At 49.4% G+C, this 23,141-nt stretch carries 21 protein-coding genes and 2 tRNA genes; 10 read left to right on the top strand and 13 right to left on the bottom strand.

Annotation, left to right across the window (positions count from 1 at the left end):
- Positions 1-102: 102 nt before the first annotated feature.
- On the top strand, positions 103-1,128 hold the full coding sequence (purR, locus tag K0335_RS01995) for an HTH-type transcriptional repressor PurR (protein WP_000190995.1): 1,026 nt from the start codon (positions 103-105) through the stop codon (positions 1,126-1,128).
- On the opposite strand, the gene punR is transcribed toward purR, so the two are convergent.
- Positions 1,125-2,057, bottom strand: coding sequence for a DNA-binding transcriptional activator PunR (punR, locus tag K0335_RS01990; RefSeq protein WP_000269508.1), 933 nt, complete (start codon positions 2,055-2,057; stop codon positions 1,125-1,127). The genes purR and punR overlap by 4 nt on opposite strands.
- Positions 2,058-2,170: 113 nt before the next feature.
- Here punR and punC point away from each other — a divergent pair, with 113 nt between their 5' ends.
- Together punC and cfa are read left to right on the top strand one after the other, a co-directional pair.
- Complete coding sequence (gene punC, locus K0335_RS01985) at positions 2,171-3,376, top strand: purine nucleoside transporter PunC (RefSeq protein WP_001182330.1); 1,206 nt, start codon at positions 2,171-2,173, stop codon at positions 3,374-3,376.
- Between the two features lie 289 nt (positions 3,377-3,665).
- On the top strand, positions 3,666-4,814 hold the full coding sequence (gene cfa / locus K0335_RS01980) for a cyclopropane fatty acyl phospholipid synthase (RefSeq protein ID WP_000098871.1): 1,149 nt from the start codon (positions 3,666-3,668) through the stop codon (positions 4,812-4,814).
- Between the two features lie 40 nt (positions 4,815-4,854).
- Here the strand turns inward: cfa and K0335_RS01975 are convergent, their stop codons facing one another.
- Entirely contained in the window at positions 4,855-5,502 is a 648-nt protein-coding gene (locus tag K0335_RS01975; RefSeq protein WP_000493938.1) for a riboflavin synthase, read from the bottom strand.
- A gap of 217 nt (positions 5,503-5,719) precedes the next feature.
- Here K0335_RS01975 and mdtK point away from each other — a divergent pair, with 217 nt between their 5' ends.
- The 5 genes from mdtK (at position 5,720) to K0335_RS01950 (ending at position 9,587) form a co-directional block, all read left to right on the top strand.
- Positions 5,720-7,093, top strand: a complete 1,374-nt coding sequence (mdtK, locus tag K0335_RS01970; protein ID WP_001174929.1) for a multidrug efflux MATE transporter MdtK — start codon at positions 5,720-5,722, stop codon at positions 7,091-7,093.
- Positions 7,094-7,244: 151 nt separating this feature from the next.
- Positions 7,245-7,321 (top strand) — tRNA-Val (locus tag K0335_RS01965).
- Between the two features lie 4 nt (positions 7,322-7,325).
- Positions 7,326-7,402 (top strand) — tRNA-Val (locus tag K0335_RS01960).
- 108 nt (positions 7,403-7,510) lie between these two features.
- On the top strand, positions 7,511-7,816 hold the full coding sequence (locus tag K0335_RS01955) for a monooxygenase (RefSeq protein ID WP_000212673.1): 306 nt from the start codon (positions 7,511-7,513) through the stop codon (positions 7,814-7,816).
- A 160-nt stretch (positions 7,817-7,976) separates the two neighbouring features.
- Positions 7,977-9,587, top strand: coding sequence for an FAD-NAD(P)-binding protein (locus tag K0335_RS01950; RefSeq protein ID WP_125400429.1), 1,611 nt, complete (start codon positions 7,977-7,979; stop codon positions 9,585-9,587).
- A gap of 38 nt (positions 9,588-9,625) precedes the next feature.
- Here K0335_RS01950 and fumD read toward each other — a convergent pair whose 3' ends face one another.
- The gene (gene fumD / locus K0335_RS01945) at positions 9,626-9,835 is read right to left on the bottom strand and encodes a fumarate hydratase FumD (protein WP_000528120.1); all 210 of its coding nucleotides are present in this window, start codon (positions 9,833-9,835) and stop codon (positions 9,626-9,628) included.
- Between the two features lie 513 nt (positions 9,836-10,348).
- Between fumD and pykF the strand changes: the two genes are divergently transcribed.
- Positions 10,349-11,761, top strand: coding sequence for a pyruvate kinase PykF (pykF, locus tag K0335_RS01940; protein ID WP_000751455.1), 1,413 nt, complete (start codon positions 10,349-10,351; stop codon positions 11,759-11,761).
- Positions 11,762-12,069: 308 nt separating this feature from the next.
- Complete coding sequence (gene lpp, locus K0335_RS01935; RefSeq protein WP_000843205.1) at positions 12,070-12,306, top strand: murein lipoprotein Lpp; 237 nt, start codon at positions 12,070-12,072, stop codon at positions 12,304-12,306.
- Positions 12,307-12,359: 53 nt separating this feature from the next.
- Here lpp and K0335_RS01930 read toward each other — a convergent pair whose 3' ends face one another.
- From K0335_RS01930 to K0335_RS01885, 10 genes are all read right to left on the bottom strand, one after another.
- A complete protein-coding gene (locus tag K0335_RS01930; protein WP_104919709.1) occupies positions 12,360-13,361 on the bottom strand; it encodes a L,D-transpeptidase family protein in 1,002 nt (333 codons plus the stop codon).
- 148 nt (positions 13,362-13,509) lie between these two features.
- Positions 13,510-13,926 (bottom strand): cysteine desulfuration protein SufE, encoded by a 417-nt coding sequence (gene sufE, locus K0335_RS01925; protein WP_104919708.1) that lies wholly within the window; start codon positions 13,924-13,926, stop codon positions 13,510-13,512.
- A gap of 12 nt (positions 13,927-13,938) precedes the next feature.
- A complete protein-coding gene (gene sufS / locus K0335_RS01920) occupies positions 13,939-15,159 on the bottom strand; it encodes a cysteine desulfurase SufS (protein ID WP_000144590.1) in 1,221 nt (406 codons plus the stop codon).
- Positions 15,156-16,427, bottom strand: coding sequence for a Fe-S cluster assembly protein SufD (gene sufD / locus K0335_RS01915; protein ID WP_104919707.1), 1,272 nt, complete (start codon positions 16,425-16,427; stop codon positions 15,156-15,158). Before sufD ends, sufS begins: the two co-directional genes overlap by 4 nt.
- A complete protein-coding gene (gene sufC / locus K0335_RS01910) occupies positions 16,402-17,148 on the bottom strand; it encodes a Fe-S cluster assembly ATPase SufC (RefSeq protein WP_000948886.1) in 747 nt (248 codons plus the stop codon). Before sufC ends, sufD begins: the two co-directional genes overlap by 26 nt.
- Positions 17,149-17,157: 9 nt before the next feature.
- The gene (sufB, locus tag K0335_RS01905) at positions 17,158-18,645 is read right to left on the bottom strand and encodes a Fe-S cluster assembly protein SufB (protein WP_104919706.1); all 1,488 of its coding nucleotides are present in this window, start codon (positions 18,643-18,645) and stop codon (positions 17,158-17,160) included.
- Between the two features lie 8 nt (positions 18,646-18,653).
- A complete protein-coding gene (gene sufA / locus K0335_RS01900) occupies positions 18,654-19,022 on the bottom strand; it encodes a Fe-S cluster assembly scaffold SufA (protein ID WP_000418977.1) in 369 nt (122 codons plus the stop codon).
- Positions 19,023-19,373: 351 nt separating this feature from the next.
- On the bottom strand, positions 19,374-19,562 hold the full coding sequence (locus K0335_RS01895; RefSeq protein ID WP_024256436.1) for a YdiH family protein: 189 nt from the start codon (positions 19,560-19,562) through the stop codon (positions 19,374-19,376).
- Positions 19,563-19,661: 99 nt separating this feature from the next.
- Complete coding sequence (gene menI, locus K0335_RS01890) at positions 19,662-20,072, bottom strand: 1,4-dihydroxy-2-naphthoyl-CoA hydrolase (RefSeq protein WP_219393706.1); 411 nt, start codon at positions 20,070-20,072, stop codon at positions 19,662-19,664.
- A complete protein-coding gene (locus tag K0335_RS01885; RefSeq protein ID WP_160194031.1) occupies positions 20,069-23,125 on the bottom strand; it encodes an FAD-binding and (Fe-S)-binding domain-containing protein in 3,057 nt (1,018 codons plus the stop codon). The genes menI and K0335_RS01885 overlap by 4 nt, the downstream gene beginning before the upstream one ends.
- Positions 23,126-23,141 lie beyond the last annotated feature (16 nt).

The following is a 23,141-nucleotide window of genomic DNA, read 5'->3' as shown; positions in this document are numbered from 1 at the left end:
TTTCCGGCGTGCCGCAACCCTGACGTTGCGCTCAGGGTGTGTAAAGGCAAACGTTTACCTGGCATTTAATGGAGTTATGGATCGGGTCTGGAGTGAGATGTAATGGCAACAATTAAAGATGTAGCGAAGCGAGCAAACGTTTCCACTACAACTGTTTCACACGTAATCAACAAAACACGCTTTGTTGCGGAAGAAACCCGTAATGCCGTCTGGGCAGCAATCAAAGAATTGCATTATTCTCCGAGCGCCGTTGCTCGAAGTCTGAAGGTTAACCACACCAAGTCAATCGGCCTGCTGGCAACCAGTAGTGAAGCTGCTTATTTTGCGGAAATCATTGAAGCGGTTGAGAAAAACTGCTTCCAGAAAGGCTACACGCTGATTTTGGGTAATGCCTGGAACAACCTGGAAAAGCAACGTGCTTACCTTTCCATGATGGCGCAAAAGCGCGTGGATGGATTGCTGGTAATGTGTTCTGAATATCCAGAGCCCTTGCTCACCATGCTGGAAGAGTATCGCCACATCCCAATGGTGGTCATGGATTGGGGTGAGGCAAAAGCTGATTTCACCGATGCCGTGATTGATAACGCTTTTGAAGGCGGATACATGGCAGGTCGTTACCTGATTGAACGTGGACACCGCGATATCGGCGTAATCCCCGGACCTCTGGAACGTAATACCGGCGCGGGTCGTCTGGCAGGCTTTATGAAAGCGATGGAAGAAGCGCTGATTAAAGTGCCGGAAAACTGGATCGTACAGGGAGATTTCGAACCAGAATCTGGTTATCGCGCAATGCAGCAGATTCTTGCGCAAACGCATCGCCCCACGGCAGTTTTCTGTGGTGGCGATATCATGGCCATGGGTGCATTGTGTGCTGCCGATGAAATGGGCCTGCGTGTACCACAAGATATTTCAGTGATCGGTTATGATAACGTGCGCAACGCCCGTTACTTCACGCCAGCACTGACAACTATTCACCAGCCAAAAGATTCACTGGGCGAAACAGCATTCAACATGTTGCTGGACCGTATTGTGAATAAGCGTGAAGAACCGCAATCCATTGAAGTACATCCGCGCCTGATTGAACGTCGTTCTGTCGCAGATGGTCCTTTCCGCGACTATCGTCGTTAAGATGTCTTTGTGGGAGCCGATTCTGGCTCCCGCAACCACTCTTTATTCAGCGTTTCGCTGTCTCCCAGATAATCCAGCAACCAGGCGAGCGCTGGTGACATATCGTTTTGCTGCCAGGTAAGACAACAGGCAGCGTCCGGGAATGGATTTTCAAGCTGTAGCGCTACCCATTTACCGCTGTCGATCCACGGCTTGGCAAAATGCGTAGGTACCATCGCCATGCATAACCCAGCGGAAATACAGGTAGCTGAAGACTCCCAGTCCGGTACCACTACCCTTTTTTGGTTATCCAACAACCAGGTAATACGTTTTGGTAGATTTCTTGATGTGTCTTCACGCACCAACGAGGGCCAGTTGCGCAACGTATCATCACTTAATGGCCCCGGCATTGCTGCCAGTGGATGATGACTGGCAACCACGCAACACCAACTCAACATTCCCATATCGCGAAACGTATAGCGCCCCCCTACAGGAATCGCTTGTGTCGCGCCTATAGCCAGTTCCACACGTCCGTCAGCCAGTGCATCCCAGACACCATTGAAGACTTCCTGGAATACGCGCAATTCAACATCGTCAAAATGACGGTAAAAATCGACGATCAATTGACGTGTACGTTCTGGACGAACAATGTTATCCACCGCGATGGCCAACTCACCTCGCCACCCATTGGCAATTTGCTGGCATTGTTGTCGCGTGATCTGCATTTTTTTGATAACAGATCGCCCCTCTTTCAGAAACCATGCTCCCGCCGGAGTCAGTTCTACATCACGGTGTCGGCGTTCGAAAAGAGGCACCGCTAACCATTCTTCCAGTTGTCTTACGGTATAGCTGACGGCAGAAGGCACTCGATGTAATTCCTGTGCTGCTGCGCTAAAGCTGCCATTGCGCGCCACCGCATCAACCACTTCAAGAGAGTATTCAGACCACATATTCTGCCTACAAAATTTTTGAAATCACCCGTCAAATATTAACGTTTCACAATCAGAATTTCACTCCCTACACTTTGCGCCGATGTCTTACTGATAACTACAGAGAATGAATTATGCAACCTGGGAAAGGATTTTTAGTCTGGCTGGCAGGTTTAAGCGTACTCGGTTTCCTGGCAACCGATATGTATTTACCTGCTTTCGCCGCTATACAGGCAGATCTGCAAACCCCGGCTTCTGCCGTTAGTGCCAGTCTCAGTCTGTTTCTGGCGGGCTTTGCCGTCGCGCAGCTGTTATGGGGACCGCTATCAGACCGTTATGGTCGTAAACCAATACTGCTGCTTGGCCTGACCATCTTTGCCCTCGGAAGTTTGGGGATGCTGTGGGTCACTAACGCTGTAGGATTACTCGTTTTGCGCTTTATCCAGGCGATTGGTGTCTGTGCCGCAGCGGTTATCTGGCAGGCACTGGTGACCGATTATTATCCTTCGCAAAAAGTAAACCGTATTTTCGCCACGATTATGCCGCTGGTGGGGTTATCTCCTGCCCTGGCGCCGTTAGTGGGAAGCTGGCTACTGGTGCATTTTTCATGGCAATCCATTTTTGCCACGCTGTTTGCCATCACTGTCTTGTTGATGATTCCTGCTCTGCGCCTTAAACCTGCGCGTAAAAATCAGGAAAATAAGCAGCAGTCACTCACTTTCACTACCCTGCTGCGTTCAAAGGCTTACCGTGGCAATGTGCTGATTTATGCAGCGTGTTCTGCCAGCTTTTTCGCCTGGCTGACAGGTTCGCCATTCATTCTCAGTGAAATGGGTTACACCCCGGCGGTGATTGGTTTGAGTTATGTTCCACAGACTATCGCTTTCCTGATTGGTGGTTATGGTTGCCGTGCGGCATTGCAGAAATGGCATGGCCAGCAAATGTTGCCCTGGTTATTGGTACTGTTTGCGCTGAGCGTTATTGCCACCTGGGCGACCAGCTTTATCAATCACGTTTCGCTGGTTGAAATTTTAATTCCGTTCTGTGTGATGGCGATTGCCAATGGTGCGATCTACCCGATTGTTGTGGCGCAGGCGTTACGTCCGTTCCCGCAAGCGACCGGACGTGCAGCTGCGTTGCAAAATACTCTGCAGTTGGGATTATGCTTTCTCGCAAGCCTGGTGGTTTCCTGGCTTATCAGCACCCCGTTACTGACCACAACCAGCGTGATGTTAGCCACTGTTGTGTTGGTTACTGTGGGCTATAAGATGCAAAGCCATGCAGAAACTGCGAACGAATGCTGTCAGCGTAGCGATATGGCACACGGTGAATCGCACTGATAAATTGATATGATTTATGGATAGGTCGCTAAGATTTTTCTGTTGTATGAATGGTTTTTGCGGCCTATACTAATTTTCAGTTGTTAAAAAAGACGATAATTATTATGCGTTAACGGGATCAGGATGTTCCCGGTTTACTATGGATGGTCATTTCGGCAAGGGTTTCTCCCTTCCTCTGTTCTACGTCGGATTCCAGGCTCACGGAATTTTTCCGTGAGATTTCTCACAAAGCCATAAAAGCGACTACGCTGTTTTAAGGTTCTGATCACCGACCAGTGATGGAGAAGCTATGAGTTCATCGTGTATAGAAGAAGTTAGCGTACCGGATGATGACTGGTATCGCATCGCCAACGAATTACTTAGCCGTGCTGACATTACAATCAATGGCTCAGCACCGGCGGATATTCGTGTCAAAAACCCCGATTTTTTTAAACGCGTTTTGCAGGAAGGATCGCTGGGCTTGGGTGAGAGTTACATGGATGGCTGGTGGGAATGCGACAGACTCGATATGTTCTTTAGCAAAGTCCTGCGCGCCGGTCTGGAAAACCAACTCCCCCGCCATCTCAAAGACACACTCCGTATTGCAAGCGCTCGCTTGTTCAACCTGCAAAGTAAAAAACGCGCCTGGATAGTGGGCAAAGAACATTACGATTTGGGTAATGATCTATTCAGCCGAATGCTTGATCCCTACATGCAATATTCCTGCGCTTACTGGAAAGATGCCGATAACCTGGAAGCTGCCCAGCAAGCGAAGTTGAAAATGATTTGCGAAAAATTGCATTTGAAACCAGGGATGCGGGTTCTGGATATCGGCTGTGGCTGGGGCGGCTTGTCGCAGTATCTTGCCACTCATTATGGTGCCAGTGTTGTTGGGGTAACGATTTCTGCTGAGCAACAAAAAATGGCTCAGGAACGTTGCGCCGGGCTAGATGTGGAGATTCTGCTGGAAGATTATCGTGATCTTAACGACCAGTTTGATCGGATCGTTTCGGTTGGGATGTTCGAACATGTCGGGCCAAAGAATTACAACACTTACTTCGAAGTGGTAGACCGTAATTTAAAACCAGACGGTTTATTCCTGCTACACACCATCGGTTCCAAAAAGACCGACCATAATGTTGATCCGTGGATTAACAAATACATTTTCCCTAACGGTTGCCTTCCCTCCGTACGGCAAATTGCCTGTGCCAGTGAGCCACATTTCATTATGGAAGACTGGCATAACTTTGGGGCAGATTATGACACGACGCTGATGGCATGGTATGAACGCTTTCTTGCCGCCTGGCCAGAAATTGCCGATAACTATAGCGAACGCTTCAAGCGTATGTTTACTTACTACCTGAATGCCTGTGCCGGAGCGTTTCGCGCCCGCGATATTCAGCTCTGGCAGGTCGTTTTCTCACGTGGTGTTGAACACGGTTTACGCGTTCCTCGCTAACTAAACCCCCCGCGAAATGCGGGGGTAGCCATCATTGCTTTCAGACCTGCGTCTCGCTGCCTGGCTCTTTCAACGCATTTTCGCGCGCAGCCAGTACGCGCTCTACGGTATCTACCACCGCCTGCGTTTGCGGATCGATTTCAATATTAACGCGCTCTCCCAGTTTCTTTTTACCCAACGTTGTACGCTCCAGTGTTTCTGGAATGAGATGCACACAAAAACGCGTTGGTGTAACTTCACCCACTGTCAGGCTTATTCCATCAATACCGATGAATCCTTTATACAGGATGTATTTCATCAGTTGCTTATCCTGCACTTTGAACCAAATCTGGCGGTTATTTTCCGAGGTTAATATTTTGGCAATTTCTGCTGTGGTCATAATATGACCCGACATCAGATGCCCACCAATTTCATCACTGAATTTGGCTGCACGCTCAACATTCACCCAGTCACCTGGTTGCAGTTCACCAAGATTGGTAATACGCAGCGTCTCTTTCATCAGATCGAAACTAACCTGGTTACCTTTAATTTCGGTCACGGTAAGACAACATCCGTTATGGGCCACCGATGCGCCAGTTTCCAGCCCATCAAGCATATAGTCAGGCAACTCCACGATGTGAGTCCGAAAGTTAGGTTTTTCATCAATAGACACCAACTTCGCCGTGCCTTGCACAATACCGGTAAACATACCTGCAACTCCTGAAATTAATTAACTCATAATGTTCTGCACAATAGCAGGAGGAAAATCAGCTTGCCAGTAAAGCAATCTAAATGGCTATTTTTTCACTGGAGAATTAATAATTCCTCGCTACAATAGACTGAAAATTCCTCAGATTCTTCTTTTCGCTGCCTCTCGAGGCGGCTTTTTTAGTCTCTCATATAACAACAATATAAAAGGTGTTCACGTGCAGAAGTACATAAATGAAGCGCGTCAGTTATTAGCGTTAGCTATTCCGGTGATTCTCGCGCAAATCGCCCAAACCGCAATGGGGTTTGTTGATACGGTCATGGCCGGTGGCTACAGTGCCACGGACATGGCGGCAGTTGCTATTGGTACATCTATCTGGCTACCCGCCATTTTGTTTGGCCATGGCCTGTTACTGGCATTGACTCCGGTTATCGCGCAGCTTAACGGTTCTGGTCGCCGTGAGCGTATCGCTCATCAGGTGCGACAAGGTTTCTGGCTGGCAGGATTTGTTTCGCTGTTGATTATGCTGGTGCTATGGAATGCGGGCTATATCATTCGCGCTATGGATAACATTGATCCTGCTCTGGCAGACAAAGCCGTAGGATACTTACGCGCACTGCTCTGGGGTGCGCCAGGTTATCTCTTCTTCCAGGTAGCTCGTAACCAGTGTGAGGGACTCGCCAAAACCAAACCGGGAATGGTAATGGGATTTATCGGCTTGCTGGTGAACATCCCCGTGAACTATGTGTTCATTTATGGTCATTTCGGTATGCCGGAGCTGGGTGGTGTTGGTTGTGGCGTTGCGACTGCGGCCGTTTATTGGGTCATGTTTGTCGCTATGCTCTCTTACGTGAAAAACGCGCGCTCTATGCGTGATATCCGTAATCAACAGCATTCAGGTAAACCAGATACAGCGGTAATGAAGCGCCTTGTTCAGTTAGGTTTGCCTATTGCCCTGGCGTTATTCTTTGAGGTTACACTCTTCGCCGTGGTTGCGTTGTTAGTATCCCCACTCGGAATTGTCGATGTGGCCGGTCACCAGATTGCCCTGAACTTCAGCTCTCTGATGTTCGTATTACCGCTGTCTTTGTCAGCTGCTGTGACGATCCGCGTTGGTTACCGTCTGGGACAAGGCTCAACACTTGATGCCCAAACAGCTGCTCGTACCGGACTCATGGTAGGTGTATGTATGGCGACAGTGACGGCGATCTTTACTGTCTCGTTCCGTGAGCAAATTGCCCTGCTGTATAACGATAATCCGCAAGTCATCACCCTCGCGGCACATTTAATGTTACTGGCTGCGGTTTATCAAATTTCTGACTCAATTCAGGTTATCGGTAGCGGTATTCTCCGTGGTTATAAAGATACGCGTTCTATCTTCTTTATCACGTTCACCGCTTACTGGGTGTTGGGATTACCGAGCGGATATATTCTCGCCCTGACCGACCTGGTCGTGCAGCCCATGGGGCCGGCGGGCTTCTGGATTGGCTTTATTATTGGTCTGACCTCAGCGGCCATTATGATGATGCTGCGGATGCGTTACTTACAACGCCTGCCTTCGGCAATTATTCTGCAACGTGCTGCGCGATAAACCAGCAATAGCCGCCTGACGGCGGCTATTCTGTCAACATTTTGCATGTTTCCTCCGCAATCGAGTGAAAAACGGAAGAAAATTACCATTTGCCTCTTGCCTCCTCCCATCTCTGCCGCTAATATTCGTCCCCGTTGTCACCCACAACATTGCGTTCATAGCTCAGTTGGTTAGAGCACCACCTTGACATGGTGGGGGTCGTTGGTTCGAGTCCAATTGAACGCACCATCCTGCGTCCGTAGCTCAGTTGGTTAGAGCACCACCTTGACATGGTGGGGGTCGGTGGTTCGAGTCCACTCGGACGCACCAGATTTATTCAATCTGGTGCCACTTCTAAAATTCCTTTTTTCTCCTCTATATTCAAAGCATTAATCGTCTTACACTACCCTTCATGTTGTTTAACGAAGGAGATAAGCGATGGCAACTTTATTACAACTCCATTTTGCATTTAATGGCCCTTTTGGTAACGAAATGGCAGAACAGCTACGCCCACTGGCAGAAACCATTAATCAGGAACCGGGTTTTCTGTGGAAAGTCTGGACTGAAAGTGAAAAAAATCATGAAGCGGGAGGAATCTACCTGTTTGCCAGCGAAGAAACAGCTCTCGCCTATCTGGAAAAACATACTGCACGCCTGAAAAATCTGGGTGTGGAAGAAGTGATTGCCAAAGTTTTTGATGTGAATATCCCATTAAGCCAGGTCAATAAAGCAAAGCTGGATTAACTTTTCATTTTTTCAGGGGGATTATTCCCCCGGTTTTAAGCCCCTTCCGAAAATAATCCCCCCGCTGGAACAATGCCCATTTTCATCCACACTTATCAGGTACGACGTTATTGCCTGGAAGACTGACAACCTTATAAACAATAAAAATGGGTAACTGATAATGAGAAGAATAGCCATTGTGGGAGGCGGACCCACCGGGATCTACACCTTAAACTCCCTCCTTGAACAGCAAACGCCGGTTTCTGTCACTCTTTTTGAACAGGCTGATGAAGCGGGTGTCGGGATGCCCTACAGCGACGAAGATAACTCGAAAATCATGCTGGCTAACATTGCGAGTATAGAAATCCCACCAGTAAATATTACTTATCTGGAATGGTTACAACAGCAGAGTGATGAGCATCTCGCGCGCTATGGTATTCAACGCGCTACGTTACACGACCGTCAGTTTTTGCCAAGGATCTTGCTCGGCGAATATTTTCGTGCGCAATTTTTGCAATTGGTGAAGCGGGCTAAAGCACAACATTTTATAGTTAATATTCACGAGTCCTGCCGCGTCACCGATATCGAAGCTACGACAAAGGGCGTGCGTATATGGGCTGAAAACAGTAGCGATGCCGGGGAGTTCGATCTCGCTGTCATTGCTACCGGGCACGTTTGGCCAGATGAAACACAAGCAACGAGATGTTATTTCCCCAGTCCATGGTCAGGATTAATGGAAGCTAAAATCCCCCCCTGTAAAGTGGGAATTATGGGTACCTCACTTAGTGGACTGGATGCAGCAATGGCGGTTGCTATTCAGCACGGTAAGTTCACTGAGTCAGCCAATAAACAGTTGCGATTTCATCTCAATGAAAATAGTGACAATCTGGAGCTGACGCTGATGTCTCGTACAGGTGTCCTGCCGGAAGCCGATTTTTACTGCCCTATTCCCTACGAATCTTTAACTATCGTAACTGCTGCAGCGATTGAACAAGAAATTACAGCTGGCTCACAAGGTTTACTCAACAGGATATTCCGCCTGATTGTTGCGGAATTAGAAGTTGCTGATCCCGCATGGTGCCAAAGCATTGCCTTAAATACTCTGGATGCAGATAGTTTTGCCACCGCCTGGTTTGCTGAGCGGAAAAGTCATGATCCATTTCTGTGGGCAGAAGCGAATCTTCAGGAGGTAGAGCGAAATAAACGTCAGAAATATACTGTGCCCTGGCGCTATACCATTTTGCGGCTACACGAGGTGGTTCAGGAAATCGTCCCTCACCTTAATGAGGAAGACAGTCAACGGTTTAGTAAGGGGCTCGCGCGGGTATTTATAGATAATTACGCGGCAATACCTTCCGAATCTATCCGCCGACTTCTGGCCCTGCATAAAGCAGGCCTTATTACTGTACTTGCTCTGGGGAACGAGTATGAAATGACTGTTAACGAAACCGAGACTGTGATTACCACCACTGAGTGTAAATACACATTTGATCTGTTTATTGACGCGCGGGGCCAGCGGCCATTGAAGATTAATGATCTCCCCTTTCCACGTTTACGCAAACAACTTGCTGCTTCCGGGGAGGATATTCCTGATATTGGCAGTGATTATACTTTACAGTCACCAGAGATTGTCCGTGGTCGCATTGCCTTTGCGGCACTCCCGTGGCTCATGCATGATCGTCCTTTCGTTCAGGGATTGACAGCATGTGCTGATATTGCTGAGTCGATGGCAAAAGCCATTTCTCAGTCCGCACCATCTCGCCGCAAGTATCTTATATACACCGAAGAATAGAAAAACTGGAGATGGCAAGATTGTCATCTCCAGCTCTGTTATCCCGCAAGCGCTTTGATAACAGTCTCCATTGCCTGCTTTTCCAGTTCTGTACGTTTGATACGCTGATTTGCTAGTGCTGTACGCAATACACCTGCTATCACAATATGTTTTGGCTCCTGACCGAGATCACGCATTTCCAGAACAACCTTGCCAACCACCCGGCACATCTCCCGGTACAAATCGTCTTCTTTTGTTTGATTACCCATACTTTTCGCTCATCGCAAGGTGAAACAAAAAGCTTATATCACTCTGTTGATAAAAACAAAAATCATTAAAAATCAAATAAATAAAACAAGATATTATTGCAAGACTATAAATAATCAATTAAAGCATTATCGGTTGTTGCGCAACGTGACGTGTCTTACACGCGTTTCTGTATGTTGAGCAGAAATAAAAGAGTTGTTAGCAGATATCATCAATCTGCCAGGTTCTGTTTTGAAACACCGTTTTCATTTTCCTTTTTTGCTTTTTTCAGCGTATAATGCGCGCCAATTGTCACTTGAATGGTTTCAGCCACTTGTACAGTCATACTCAGCGACTAAAAACGACTCTTTCCTGTTGGGCTGAAACGCAAGCACACATTCCTCTGCACGCTACATTGAAGTCACCTATCCTTAGTGCGAGGCATCATTTTTTTCGTAAAACAGGTTTAGCTTCCCGGCCGTGCGCCCCTGAAGCCAGATTTTCCAATCCTTCTCAACTTAAAGACTAAGACTGTCATGAAAAAGACGAAAATTGTTTGCACAATCGGCCCGAAAACCGAATCAGAAGAGATGTTAACCAAGATGCTCGACGCAGGCATGAACGTCATGCGTCTGAACTTCTCTCACGGTGATTACGCAGAACATGGTCAGCGCATCCAGAACTTGCGCAACGTTATGAGCAAAACCGGCAAACAAGCAGCCATCCTGCTCGACACCAAAGGCCCGGAAATCCGTACCATCAAACTGGAAGGCGGTAATGACGTTTCCCTGAAAGCAGGCCAGACCTTTACTTTCACTACTGATAAATCTGTGGTGGGCAACAATGAGATCGTTGCAGTAACTTACGAAGGCCTGACTTCCGACCTGTCTGTTGGCAACACTGTTCTGGTCGATGATGGTCTGATTGGCATGGAAGTTACCGCTATTGAAGGTAACAAAGTTATTTGTAAAGTGCTGAACAACGGCGATCTGGGCGAAAACAAAGGTGTGAACCTGCCTGGTGTTTCCATTGCCCTGCCAGCACTGGCTGAAAAAGACAAACAGGATCTGATCTTCGGCTGCGAACAAGGCGTTGACTTTGTTGCTGCTTCCTTTATTCGTAAACGCTCCGACGTAGAAGAGATTCGCGCACACCTGAAAGCGCACGGCGGCGAAAACATCCAGATCATCTCCAAAATTGAAAACCAGGAAGGCCTGAACAACTTCGACGAAATCCTCGAAGCGTCTGACGGTATCATGGTTGCGCGTGGCGACCTGGGTGTTGAAATCCCGGTTGAAGAAGTTATCTTCGCTCAGAAGATGATGATCGAAAAATGTATCCGTGCACGTAAAGTCGTTATTACAGCGACTCAAATGCTGGATTCCATGATCAAAAACCCACGTCCAACCCGCGCAGAAGCAGGTGACGTTGCTAACGCCATTCTGGATGGTACTGACGCAGTTATGCTGTCTGGTGAATCCGCAAAAGGTAAGTATCCGCTGGAAGCTGTTTCTATTATGGCGACCATTTGTGAACGTACTGATCGTGTAATGACCAGCCGTCTGGATTTCAACAACGACAGCCGTAAACTGCGTATCACCGAAGCAGTTTGCCGTGGTGCGGTTGAAACTGCAGAAAAACTGGATGCCCCGCTGATCGTTGTAGCGACCCAGGGCGGTAAATCTGCACGTGCGGTGCGCAAATACTTCCCGGATGCAACCATCCTGGCGCTGACCACCAACGAAAAAACTGCACATCAGCTGGTGCTGAGCAAAGGCGTTGTGCCACAGTTGGTGAAAGAAATCACCTCTACTGATGACTTCTATCGTCTGGGTAAAGAACTGGCTCTGCAGAGCGGTCTGGCTCAGAAAGGTGATGTTGTGGTCATGGTTTCTGGCGCACTGGTCCCAAGCGGCACAACCAATACCGCATCTGTTCACGTACTGTAATAATTGTTTGTGAATTAATTTATCCAGGAAAGCGCCCTTGCGGCGCTTTTTTTATTTCTGTAATAACGACGATTATTAAAATTGCAAATCGGATTTCACTATCTAATGTAAAATTATCTAAGACGAATCCGATGGAAGCACCCTGTTTTCACTCATCTTTTTACCTGTTTTTGTTACATTAGGTGCTTCTTTGAGCGAACGATCAAAAATAAGTGCATTCCCATCAAAAAAATATTCTCAACATAAAAAACTTTGTGTAATACTTGTAACGCTACATGGAGATTAACTCAATCTAGAGGGTATTAATAATGAAATCTACTAAACTGGTACTGGGCGCGGTAATCCTGGCTTCTACTCTGCTGGCTGGTTGCTCCAGCAACGCTAAAATCGATCAGCTGTCTTCTGACGTTCAGACTCTGAACGCTAAAGTTGACCAGCTGAGCAACGACGTGAACGCAATGCGTTCCGACGTTCAGGCTGCTAAAGACGACGCAGCTCGCGCTAACCAGCGTCTGGACAACATGGCTACTAAGTACAAAAAGTAACAGTACCTGTGTTAGAGCAAATGGCGCACGTTGTGCGCCATTTTTTTTGCTTTTTATTGCGTGACCTGTTCTTGTACACCAGCGACTGATGGCGCATTCTGCGCTGAATTAATCACAGGCGCTCCACCTGTTACCGCTCCTCCCTCGCTCACCGCAACCGGATACCCTGCCCGACGATACAACGCTTTATCGACTAACTTCTGATCTACAACCTTATTGTCTTTAAATTGCGTGAAACCTACGGGCAGTGTGTACGGCATTGTCTGAACGTTCTGCTGTTCTTCTGCTGATAGTGGTCGATGTACTTCAACGTAACGCATCCCGTTAGGCTCCACAGAATATTTCACCGGTTCGTTGATCACTTTCACCGGAGTTCCCGTCCGCACGCTGGAGAACAAGGCTTTAATATCCGGTGCATTCATGCGAATACACCCTGAACTGACGCGCAAACCGACGCTGTCCGGCGCACTGGTGCCATGAATGAGGTATTCGCCATTACCATGCGCGAGGCGCAGTGCGTAACGTCCTAGTGGGTTATTTGGCCCGGCAGGAACGACTGGCGGTAATTTAATGCCACGCTCCAGCGAACGCTGACGAATGCCCGCCGTAGGCGTCCAGGTTGGGTTAGGGATTTTCTGCCCCACACGCGTTTCCATCACTGGCGTTTCCAGCCCCTGCAAACCAATACCTATCGGATAGACCTGCACGATATTTTCTCCCGGCGGATAATAATAAAGGCGCAGCTCTGCCAGGTTAACGATAATCCCCTGACGCGGCGCATCAGGTAATAACAGTTGCGAAGGAATCGTTATCGTCGTACCGGGTTTTGGCACCGGGGCGATAGTGTTATTGGCTTCAAGGATCAACATTGCCGCAGTATCAAAACGTCGGGCGATGGCCTGAAGGTTTTTATCCCCTTCTTGCACCGTATACGTTTGATTTTGCCCAACCAGTCGGCTTTCGGTTGGTGGTAGCGGATAATCAACCGCCCAGGCAGCCTGGATGGCGCTAAAAGCGCCGATAAGCGTGAGTGTAAGCAAAGACGCGCGTTTCATTGTAAACCTCCTGTATTTGCCGGAGACTCACGCTGAAACGTCGGATGGCGCTTATGTTCACCTGAAACCGAAACACTCCTGTGCAGGTCAGTGTAAACATTGACCATCCGGCAATGTGAGCCAACCGGATGAAAGCTGTCCCTTTAGTTTAGCTAAGTGCAGCGGCTTTGGCGCGAATTGCGCGAATCATCGCTTCCAGACCTTGTGAACGAGATGGGGTGAGATGTTGGGTGAGCGCCATTTTTTCAAACCACGGACGCACATCGAAATTGACAATATCCTGCGGCGTCATCTGATCGTAGAGTATAAAGACGACCGCAATAAGCCCTTTCACAATGGCCGCATCGCTGTCGCCCTGTAATTCAATAATTCCCTGCGCATTTTGACGCATCACAATCCATACCTGACTCTGGCAGCCCTGGATGCTATTTTGCGGGCTTCTGTCTTCGTCGTGTAATTCTGGCAGACGCTGGCCCAGCTCAATAATGTAGAGATATTTCTCTTCCCAATTGGCGCAGCGTAAAAAATTACGCAGCAATTTTTCTTTATCCGGCAATAAAGCCATAGTGCCTCCCTGTTATCCCAGCAGACGGTGAATACGTTGCAGGCCGGTCACCAGACGATCCACTTCTTCATGGGTGTTATACATAGCCAGCGACGCCCGACACATGGCAGGAACGTTGTAATAGGCCATTAATGGCATAGCGCAGTGATGTCCGGTACGTACTGCAATACCGTAGTTATCAAGAAAACTGCCGACGTCATAGGCGTGGTGTTTGCCAAGATTAAAAGCAATAACGCCAAGCCTGTTCTGGGGACCATAGAGAGTGAGATCCGGTACAGATTCCAGCTGTGATAGCGCGTAGTGCATCAGATTCTGTTCATACTCGGCTATATTATTAAGCCCCAGCGCCGACACATACTCCAGCGCCGCGCCAAGACCAATAATGCCTCCGGTATTGGGTGTGCCGGCTTCAAACCGCCACGGTGCTTTAGTCCAGGTTGTGCCTTCACTCAGGCTGACGGTGGCGATCATAGAACCGCCCCCTTCCCACGGCGGCATTTCCTGCAACAAGGCTTCTTTGACATAAAGAATGCCAATCCCGGTGGGTCCATACAGTTTATGCCCGGAGAACACGTAAAAATCGCAATCCAGCGCCTGAACGTCCACCGGATGATGCATCACCGCCTGAGCGCCATCCACCAGTACTTTTGCGCCATGTTGGTGCGCAAGCGTGATCATCTCCACCAGCGGATTTTCTGTCCCAAGCACGTTGGAGACATGGGTAATTGCCAGCAGGCGAGTTTTCTCATCAAACAGCGTAGGCAGCGTCTCCAGTTGCAGCGTACCGTCGGGGTTGAGAGGGATCACACGCAGCTCTGCGCCAACGCGTGCGCAAAGCATCTGCCAGGGAACAATGTTAGCGTGGTGCTCCATCTGACTGATGATGATGTTATCGCCCGCCCGCACATTGCTGTTGCCCCAGCTATTGGCGACCAGATTGATCCCTTCCGTCGTGCCGCGGACGAACACCAGCTCTTCCGCCGAACGGGCGTTGATAAACAACGATGCCCGCTTGCGCACGTTCTCCATTTTCTCGGTCGCCTGGGCGCTTAAGGTATGAATACCGCGATGCACCGCCGCGTAGCCATGACGATAAAACTCAGCCTCGGCATCAATCACCTGGCTCGGTTTCTGCGCACTGGCGGCGCTGTCGAGATAAGCCAGCGGCAAACCGTTCACCTCACGCGAAAGCACCGGGAAATCGGCCCGCACCTTATCAACGGAAAAAGTCATCTTGCACCTCCTGGCAGCCGTTGACCGATTCGGGCCAGCACCTGCTGTTTAAGCCCTTCATCACGCAGTGCTTCCGTCAGTTCGGCAGCAAAGGCGTAAATGATCATCTGCTGGGCATCCTGCTGATTGATCCCGCGCGAGCGCAGATAGAACATCTGTTCATCATCAATACGCCCCACCGTCGCGCCGTGGCTGCATTTCACATCATCTGCATAGATTTCCAACTGCGGTTTAGTATCCACTTCCGCCAGTTTTCCCATCAGCAGATTATTGTTGGTCATCTGACCATCCGTTTTGATGGCGTGCTGCGCGACGTTGATCAAACCGTTAAATACCGCGCGGCCTTTGTCGCTGACGATAGTTTTGTGTAACTGTCGGCTGTTACAAAAACCTTTATTGTGTTCCAGCCAGGTACGGGTATCACACACCTCGTTTTTCACCGGCATCGCCAGACTATTGATCCGCAGCGTGCTGTTTTCGCCATTGAGTTGCGTACTGGTGTTGTGTCGTAACACTGCGCCACCAAGCAGGAAACTGTGGCTAAATGCAGTGGCATCGTTAGCCAGCAACAAATCGTTATGGGCAAAGTGGTGACTGACCGGGTTTTCAAACGCCAGCTTGATATGCTGCAAGTGGGCGTTCGCTGCGACATTGATGGTAAAGCGCGCTCCGGTGAAATGACGAGCGTCATTCAGGCTAACAAAATGCTCAATCACCGTCGCTTCGGCACCTTCTGCCAGATCCAGATGATGCCGGTAATGAGCTGTGTTCACCACTTCACCTGCCACGCCCTGGGTGATATGCATTAAAAGCAATGGCTTTGCCGGCCGTTGACCGCGCTTCACGGCGATATGCGTCACGCTTTGCGCCAGGCTTTCCGTCAAATGCAGAAACACTTCCGCCTGAATAGCGTCGGGTAATCCCTGACGGTCGTCGTTAATGCTCACTTCATACCCGCTGCCTTCAGTCGCATCGCTCAGTACGGGCACGTAACGTCCATCGACAAACACCAGCCGCACGGCGTCTAACGTTAACGCTAAGGCATCACGCTGCTGTGGGGATATCTCCCCCGCAATGCTGACAAACTGGCTATTGGTCAGCCCTTCCAGCGGCGTATATTTCCAGTGCTCATGTTTGCGTGTCGGCAGTCCGGTACGCAGCAATTGTTGTAAATGCTGCTGTGCTTGCGGGGAGCGTTTTGCACCCTCAGCTTCAAACAAGTGATGCCACTGTTGCAGCGCGTTACTGCTGTTCGGTAAGCCAGCCATAACCCTGCTCCTCCAGTTGTTTGACCAATGTGAAATCGCCGGATTTCACAATTCGTCCCTGATACAGCACATGGACGTAATCAGGTTTGATGTAGTCGAGAATGCGCTGGTAGTGCGTAACAATGATGAATGAACGCTTGCCATCACGCAGCGAGTTCACGCCATCGGCAACCACTTTTAATGCGTCGATATCCAGCCCGGAGTCCGACTCATCAAGAATGCACAACTCCGGTTCCAGCACCGCCATTTGCAAAATATCGTTGCGCTTTTTCTCGCCACCAGAAAAACCAACGTTTACCGAACGGGTTAATAAATCTTCCGGCATTTTCAAAAGAGCGATTTTCTCTTCCATCAAATCCTGAAAATCAAAGCGGTCGAGCGTTTCCTGGCCGCGATAGCTGCGTACCGCATTAAGTGCCGTTTGCAGGAAAAACTGGTTACTGACGCCGGGAATTTCCACCGGATACTGGAAGGCCATAAAGATGCCTTCGCCTGCACGTTCTTCCGGCGACAACGCAAGCAAATCTTTGCCTTTGAACTCAACCGTGCCGCCCGTCACTTCATAATCTTCTCGCCCGGCAAGCGTTGCTGATAAGGTACTTTTCCCCGAACCGTTTGGTCCCATAATGGCGTGAACTTCGCCGGGACGAACGTTGAGGCTTAATCCGCGCAGGATAGCTTTATCTTCCACGCTGACGTGTAAATCTTTAATACTTAACATGTTTATTCCTTATCCGACGCTGTGTTCAAGACTGATGGCGAGGAGTTTTTGTGCTTCAACGGCAAATTCCAGCGGCAGTTCCGAGAACACGTCTTTGCAGAAACCGTTAACAATCATCGAGATGGCGTCTTCTTCGCTGATCCCGCGTTGCAGGCAGTAAAACAGTTGATCTTCACCAATACGTGATGTCGTTGCCTCGTGCTCCAGTTGCGCGCTGTTATTGCGACATTCGACATACGGGAAAGTATGCGCCCCACAATTAGCGCCTATCAGCATTGAGTCGCACTGGGTGAAGTTACGTGCATTGGTTGCCGTCGGCATGATTTTCACTAAGCCGCGATAACTGTTCTGGCTGTGTCCGGCTGAGATCCCTTTAGAGATAATGGTCGATTTGGTGTTTTTACCAATGTGGATCATCTTGGTGCCGGTATCCGCCTGCTGATGACCGCTGGTCAGTGCCACTGAGTAAAACTCACCGATGGAGTTATCGCCGCGCAAAATGCAACTGGGATATTTCCACGTAATCGCTGACCCGGTTTCTGATTGCGTCCATGACATTTTGCTGTTTTCGCCTTCGCACAAAGCACGCTTGGTGACGAAGTTGAGAATACCGCCGGTGTTGTTATCGCCAGGGAACCAGTTTTGTACCGTGGAATATTTCACCTCGGCGTTTTTATGGATGATGACTTCCACCACCGCCGCGTGTAACTGATAGCTGTCACGCACCGGAGCGGAACAGCCTTCAATGTAGCTGACGTAGCTGTCTTCGTCGGCCACCAGAATGGTGCGCTCAAACTGCCCGGTTTTTTCCGCGTTAATACGAAAATAGGTGGAAAGTTCCATCGGGCAGCACACGCCTTTAGGCACATAAATAAACGTACCGTCAGAGGCTACCGCCGCATTAAGTGCGGCAAAGAAGTTGTCATTCCCCGGCACCACGGTGCCGAGATATTTACGCACCAGTTCCGGGTGATCGTGGATCGCCTCGCCAAAGGAACAAAAAATAATTCCCTGCTCCGCCAGTTTTTCGCGATAAGTGGTGGCAACCGAAACAGAATCGAAAATGGCATCCACCGCCACCTCTTTGCCTTCCCGCACAGGAACGCCCAACTGCTCAAACGCCGCCTCCACCTCTTTACTTAAAAAGGCGTTCGCGCCAGTTTGCTGCACCGCGCCGGGTTCCGACGCGCAAGTGTCGTCACAATTACCGCACGATGGTGCTGAGTAGTAGCTGTATTCCTGATAATTCAGCTTGTCGTAGTGCGCTTTCAGCCAGTGCGGCTCTTCCATCTCCAGCCATGCGCGATAAGCTTTGAGACGAAACTCCAGCATCCACTCCGGCTCATTACGCTTCGCCGATATTGCGCGCACCACCTCTTCGTTTATCCCCTTTGCCAGCTCATCGGTGGCTAACTGGGTGAAGAACCCTTCTTTATAATTCAGCGGGCCGCCGGTCCAGGTTTTGACATCGTCAGTTGCTTCAGTATTACGAGACATAGTACCGCCTATACCCCAAAGCTTTCGCCACAGCCACATTCATTCTGGGCTTTAGGGTTGTGAAATTTGAATATCTGATTAAGTCCTTCACGAACGAAATCGACTTCCGTGCCATCAATAAACGGCATCGCTTGCAGCGGGACAAACAGCTTCGCGCCGTCGTGTTCAAACAGCAGATCGTCTTTGTCCGGCTCGCTAACACTGTCGAGCACATAGCCAAAGCCCGCGCAGCCCGTTTGCTTAACGCCTAAGCGCACGCCGACCATACCTGGTTGCTTTGCCACCAGCTCACGGATGTGGACCACGGCAGCGGGTGTCAGCGTTAAGCCCTGCCAGGCAAATTCATCGGGATTAAAAGTTCCTGTATGCAGTTCCATAGATTTACCTCATTTCATACGCCGCCACGGGATAACATCATGTTAGTGATAATCATTATCACTTCAACCCCGCGACCAAAGGGGTTTTCGCCAAAAGCCCCTTTTTAAACGGCTTTTAGTAAGCATAGACCCTGTCTCAAGGGATAGCCTGGCAGAGAAAACGTAATTAACTTATTGATTTTAATAAGGGGAATGAAATTAAAAAGTTACAGAAATAAAAGATGTATAGAAAATATCAATTTTAGAAAGAGGAACAGACATTGGATAGGGGCTTATCCCTTAAGGTTGCAACGGCAGCCTTAAGGGCTCGACGGCAGAATGAGGGGGATTACTCAAGTACAAGGGAATTTATTATTGAACGCCCAGACGCCAGGCGAAATAGATCTCTTCTTTTAATTCAGCGGAGGAAAGTGTCATGAGATCAGTAAATTCAAGCTCCAGCTGTTTCAGGCGCTTAAGATACTGGGCAGGAGAGAGTTGAGTTTTGTCACGGCGTAAAAATTCAATTGCCAGTTGGGCTGGATCAAATTGCGTAGTCATATCGTCCTCGCTTTTGTTCAAAACCTGCACAGTATATCACCTTTTACTGTGCAGATTATGACCAAAAGCAATATGCATCACATTTTTTTGGTGACAACGTCACAAAATTGCCGTTGTCAGGCGTGATGTACAACACAAACGTCCCTGCTCATCGAAAATCTCGATTTGCCAAACCTGATGCCTGGTTCCGGTATGCAATGCTTTACAAACGCCACGTACTCGCCCTTCCCTGGCTGAGCGAACATGATTAGCATTTACCTCAATGCCTACCACTTTTTGATCCCCCTGGGTGCAGAGATAACCCGCCACGGAGCCCAGCGTTTCCGCCAGTACCACTGAGGCACCGCCGTGTAACAGCCCAAAAGGTTGCTTTGTGCGCGAGTCTACCGGCATGGTCGCTTCCAGTGAATCGTTACCAATATGCTCAAAACGAATGTCCAACAGTCCAACCATATTGCCTTCCCCAAGAGCATTGAGCGCATCAATGTTGGTTTCACGTTTCCAGATCATTTCATCAACTCCAGTAGTGCCTGTAACGGGTGACGAACCCCCGTCCCTTCAATACGTTTAACCTGACTGCGACAGGAATATCCCGTTGCCAGGCAGCGTTGGCGCGGTAATTTTTCCATTGCCTGGTGCCACGATAATTCATAAATGCCTAACGAATTTTTGTGGTTTTTCGCCTCATGTCCATACGTTCCCGCCATTCCGCAACAACCGACGTTGACGTTGTCCAGTTTGGCGCCAAATCGCGCAAAGATGGTTGCCCACTGTGCTGGCGCGCCTGGTATGGCAGTAACTTCGGTACAATGGCCAAAGAAATACCAGGTCTCGCCACTCATTTCACGTGTCGGCACAGATTCCAGTACGGATGAAAGCCATTCATTCACCAGCATGACATGGAAATCCCCCCGCTTTTCGCCCAGCGCCAGTTTGTATTCATCCCGATAACAAAGCACCAGTGCTGGATCTACGCCCACCATAGGCATTCCCAATTGGGCAACACGGTTAAGTAACTCTGAGGTTTTTTTCGCCGTTTTAGTAAAACGAGTCAGGAAGCCCTTTATATGCTGGGCTTTGCCATTTGGTGAGAATGGAAGCAACACTGGCTGAAATCCTAATTTCTCGATAAGGCGAACAAAATCAGCCACCACCTGGGCTTCGTAATAGCTGGTAAACGGGTCCTGTACCACCAGCACAGTCCGCGCCTTATGTTCTGTAGTCAGATTCTCCAGTTGCTCCAGCGTCATATTTGCCGAGCGATGCCCCACCATTTGTTGTTGCAGCGAGGGAACCGACAGCAGCGGCAAATCAACCATGCCGATATGTTTTTCCGAGAGTTTGCGCACCAGCGGCTGGTTAATGAAGAAGTTAAAGGTTTTCGGCGCGCGTGCCATCAGCGGCGCGTAGCTCTCAACCGTTGCCACCAAATGGTCACGTAATGGGCGTAAATAACGTGTGTGATAGAGCTGCAGGAAACGAGAGCGAAACTCCGGCACATCAATTTTGATGGGGCACTGGGTCGAACAAGCTTTACAGGCCAGACAGCCCGACATCGCCTCTTTGACTTCGTGTGAGAAGTCATATTCGCCTTTATTCGCATGCCAGCTATTGCGCATGCGCGCAATTAACGTTCGCAAACTGACTCCGGATTCAGGCAGTTCTTGTTCCAGTTTTAGTGGGTCAACGCCGCGATCCGCCAACAAACGCAGCCATTCACGCACCAGCGTTGCGCGCCCTTTCGGTGAATGAATCCGGTTCTGGGTAATCTTCATCGACGGGCACATCGGACTGCGGGCATCAAAGTTGAAGCATAAACCGTTGCCGTTACACTCCATTGCACCACGCCACTGCTGGCGTACCGCGATGGGGATCTGCCGGTCATATGTGCCACGCTTCACCGCATCCACTTTCATCATAGGCGCGTCGATACCTTCCGGTGGGCAAATTTTCCCTGGGTTGAGCCGGTTTTGTGGATCAAATGCCGCTTTGACTTTACGTAATTCGCCGTAAAGTTCCTCTCCAAAAAACGCCGGGCTGTATTCGGCACGAAAACCTTTACCATGTTCGCCCCACAACAAACCACCGTATTTCGCAGTCAACGCCACTACATCATCAGAGATTTGCTTCATCAAAATCTCTTGTTGTGGATCGCACATATCCAGCGCCGGACGGACGTGCAAGACACCTGCATCGACGTGACCGAACATACCGTAGCTTAAGCCGTGGCTGTCGAGCAGCGCGCGAAATTCAGCAATATAATCCGCCAGATGTTCCGGCGGTACGCAGGTATCCTCAGCAAACGGAATCGGTTTGGCTGCTCCTTTGGCATTACCGAGCAGGCCGACGGCTTTTTTGCGCATGGCATAAATACGCTCAACACCTGCCAGCTCACTGCATACCTGCCAGCCGATCACACCTGCTTGCTGGCTGGCGATAAGTTCATCCAGCCGCGCACAGAGCGCATTCACCTGCTGATCGATAAGTGCTTCATCGTCTCCGGCAAATTCAACAATGTTTAGCCCGAGCATCTGTTTGTCGGGCACATCGGTAATCAGTTCACTGACGGAATGCCAGACGATATCTTCCCGCGCCAGGTTAAGCACTTTAGAGTCCACTGTCTCTACCGAAAGCGCCCGAGCTTCAACCATAAACGGTGCGTTACGCAGCGCGGAATCAAACGAATCATACTTCACGTTTACCAGACGGCGCACTTTAGGCAAGCGAGTTATATCCAGCTGAGCCTCAGTAATAAATGCCAGTGTTCCTTCTGAACCGGTGAGAATGCGAGTCAGGTCAAACTCGGTCATCTCGTCGTTAAAGACATGACGCAGATCGTAACCAGTCAGAAAACGGTTAAGTTTGGGGAATTTGTCGATAATTAACTGGCGTTGCTGGTGGCAACGTTGATAAACAGTGTTGTAGATACGCCCGATAGTGGTATTGGTTTTGCCGAGTGTTTCCGCCAGTTCAACAGGCAAAGGCTGAGTATCAAGAATATCGCCACCCAGTAAAACTGCCCGCACACCAAGCACATGATCTGATGTTTTCCCATACACTAAAGAGCCCTGACCGGAGGCATCGGTATTGATCATCCCGCCGAGCGTTGCGCGATTGCTGGTCGAAAGTTCTGGCGCAAAAAAGTAGCCAAATGGTTTCAAATACTGATTGAGTTGATCTTTAATCACCCCAGCTTCCACGCGCACCCACCCCTCTTCAGGATTGATTTCGATGATGCGGTTCATATAGCGGGACATATCAACAATAATCCCCTGATTAAGCGCCTGACCGTTAGTGCCAGTGCCTCCACCACGGGGAGTAAAGATCAGGGATGTGTAGCGTTCCTGTGCAGCCAGACGGGCAATAAGTGCCACATCTGCTGTCGAACGTGGAAACACTACTGCGTCAGGAAGCAACTGATAGATACTATTGTCCGTCGACATCGTTAAACGTTCGGCATAACTTGTTGCCGTGTCGCCAGTAAACCCTTGTTGCTCCAGTTCTTGCAAAAAATTGACCACCAGCTGAACGATGCCGGGAGCCTGAGAAATTTGTGGGATCATTATCGTGACCTTTTCC

This window comes from Escherichia sp. GZ89, assembly GCF_019366485.1.
Lineage (GTDB): Bacteria > Pseudomonadota > Gammaproteobacteria > Enterobacterales > Enterobacteriaceae > Escherichia > Escherichia fergusonii.
Note: the sequence above shows the minus strand (reverse complement) of the source record. Positions and strands in the feature narration are given on the sequence as shown.

Excerpts from the sequence above, each read along its gene's own strand:
- fumD (WP_000528120.1), bottom strand. The coding sequence starts at position 9,835 with ATGGGTAATCAAACAAAAGAAGACGATTTGTACCGGGAGATGTGCCGG.
- sufA (WP_000418977.1), bottom strand. The coding sequence starts at position 19,022 with ATGGAACTGCATACAGGAACTTTTAATCCCGATGAATTTGCCTGGCAG.
- K0335_RS01950 (WP_125400429.1), top strand. The coding sequence starts at position 7,977 with ATGAGAAGAATAGCCATTGTGGGAGGCGGACCCACCGGGATCTACACC.
- K0335_RS01885 (WP_160194031.1), bottom strand. The coding sequence starts at position 23,125 with ATGATCCCACAAATTTCTCAGGCTCCCGGCATCGTTCAGCTGGTGGTC.
- K0335_RS01955 (WP_000212673.1), top strand. The coding sequence starts at position 7,511 with ATGGCAACTTTATTACAACTCCATTTTGCATTTAATGGCCCTTTTGGT.
- sufS (WP_000144590.1), bottom strand. The coding sequence starts at position 15,159 with ATGACTTTTTCCGTTGATAAGGTGCGGGCCGATTTCCCGGTGCTTTCG.
- lpp (WP_000843205.1), top strand. The coding sequence starts at position 12,070 with ATGAAATCTACTAAACTGGTACTGGGCGCGGTAATCCTGGCTTCTACT.
- purR (WP_000190995.1), top strand. The coding sequence starts at position 103 with ATGGCAACAATTAAAGATGTAGCGAAGCGAGCAAACGTTTCCACTACA.
- pykF (WP_000751455.1), top strand. The coding sequence starts at position 10,349 with ATGAAAAAGACGAAAATTGTTTGCACAATCGGCCCGAAAACCGAATCA.
- sufB (WP_104919706.1), bottom strand. The coding sequence starts at position 18,645 with ATGTCTCGTAATACTGAAGCAACTGACGATGTCAAAACCTGGACCGGC.
- menI (WP_219393706.1), bottom strand. The coding sequence starts at position 20,072 with ATGATCTGGAAACGTGAAACCAACATTGATGCGCTCAATGCTCTTGGG.
- K0335_RS01895 (WP_024256436.1), bottom strand. The coding sequence starts at position 19,562 with ATGACTACGCAATTTGATCCAGCCCAACTGGCAATTGAATTTTTACGC.
- K0335_RS01975 (WP_000493938.1), bottom strand. The coding sequence starts at position 5,502 with ATGTTTACCGGTATTGTGCAAGGCACGGCGAAGTTGGTGTCTATTGAT.
- cfa (WP_000098871.1), top strand. The coding sequence starts at position 3,666 with ATGAGTTCATCGTGTATAGAAGAAGTTAGCGTACCGGATGATGACTGG.
- punR (WP_000269508.1), bottom strand. The coding sequence starts at position 2,057 with ATGTGGTCTGAATACTCTCTTGAAGTGGTTGATGCGGTGGCGCGCAAT.
- sufC (WP_000948886.1), bottom strand. The coding sequence starts at position 17,148 with ATGTTAAGTATTAAAGATTTACACGTCAGCGTGGAAGATAAAGCTATC.
- K0335_RS01930 (WP_104919709.1), bottom strand. The coding sequence starts at position 13,361 with ATGAAACGCGCGTCTTTGCTTACACTCACGCTTATCGGCGCTTTTAGC.
- punC (WP_001182330.1), top strand. The coding sequence starts at position 2,171 with ATGCAACCTGGGAAAGGATTTTTAGTCTGGCTGGCAGGTTTAAGCGTA.
- sufE (WP_104919708.1), bottom strand. The coding sequence starts at position 13,926 with ATGGCTTTATTGCCGGATAAAGAAAAATTGCTGCGTAATTTTTTACGC.
- sufD (WP_104919707.1), bottom strand. The coding sequence starts at position 16,427 with ATGGCTGGCTTACCGAACAGCAGTAACGCGCTGCAACAGTGGCATCAC.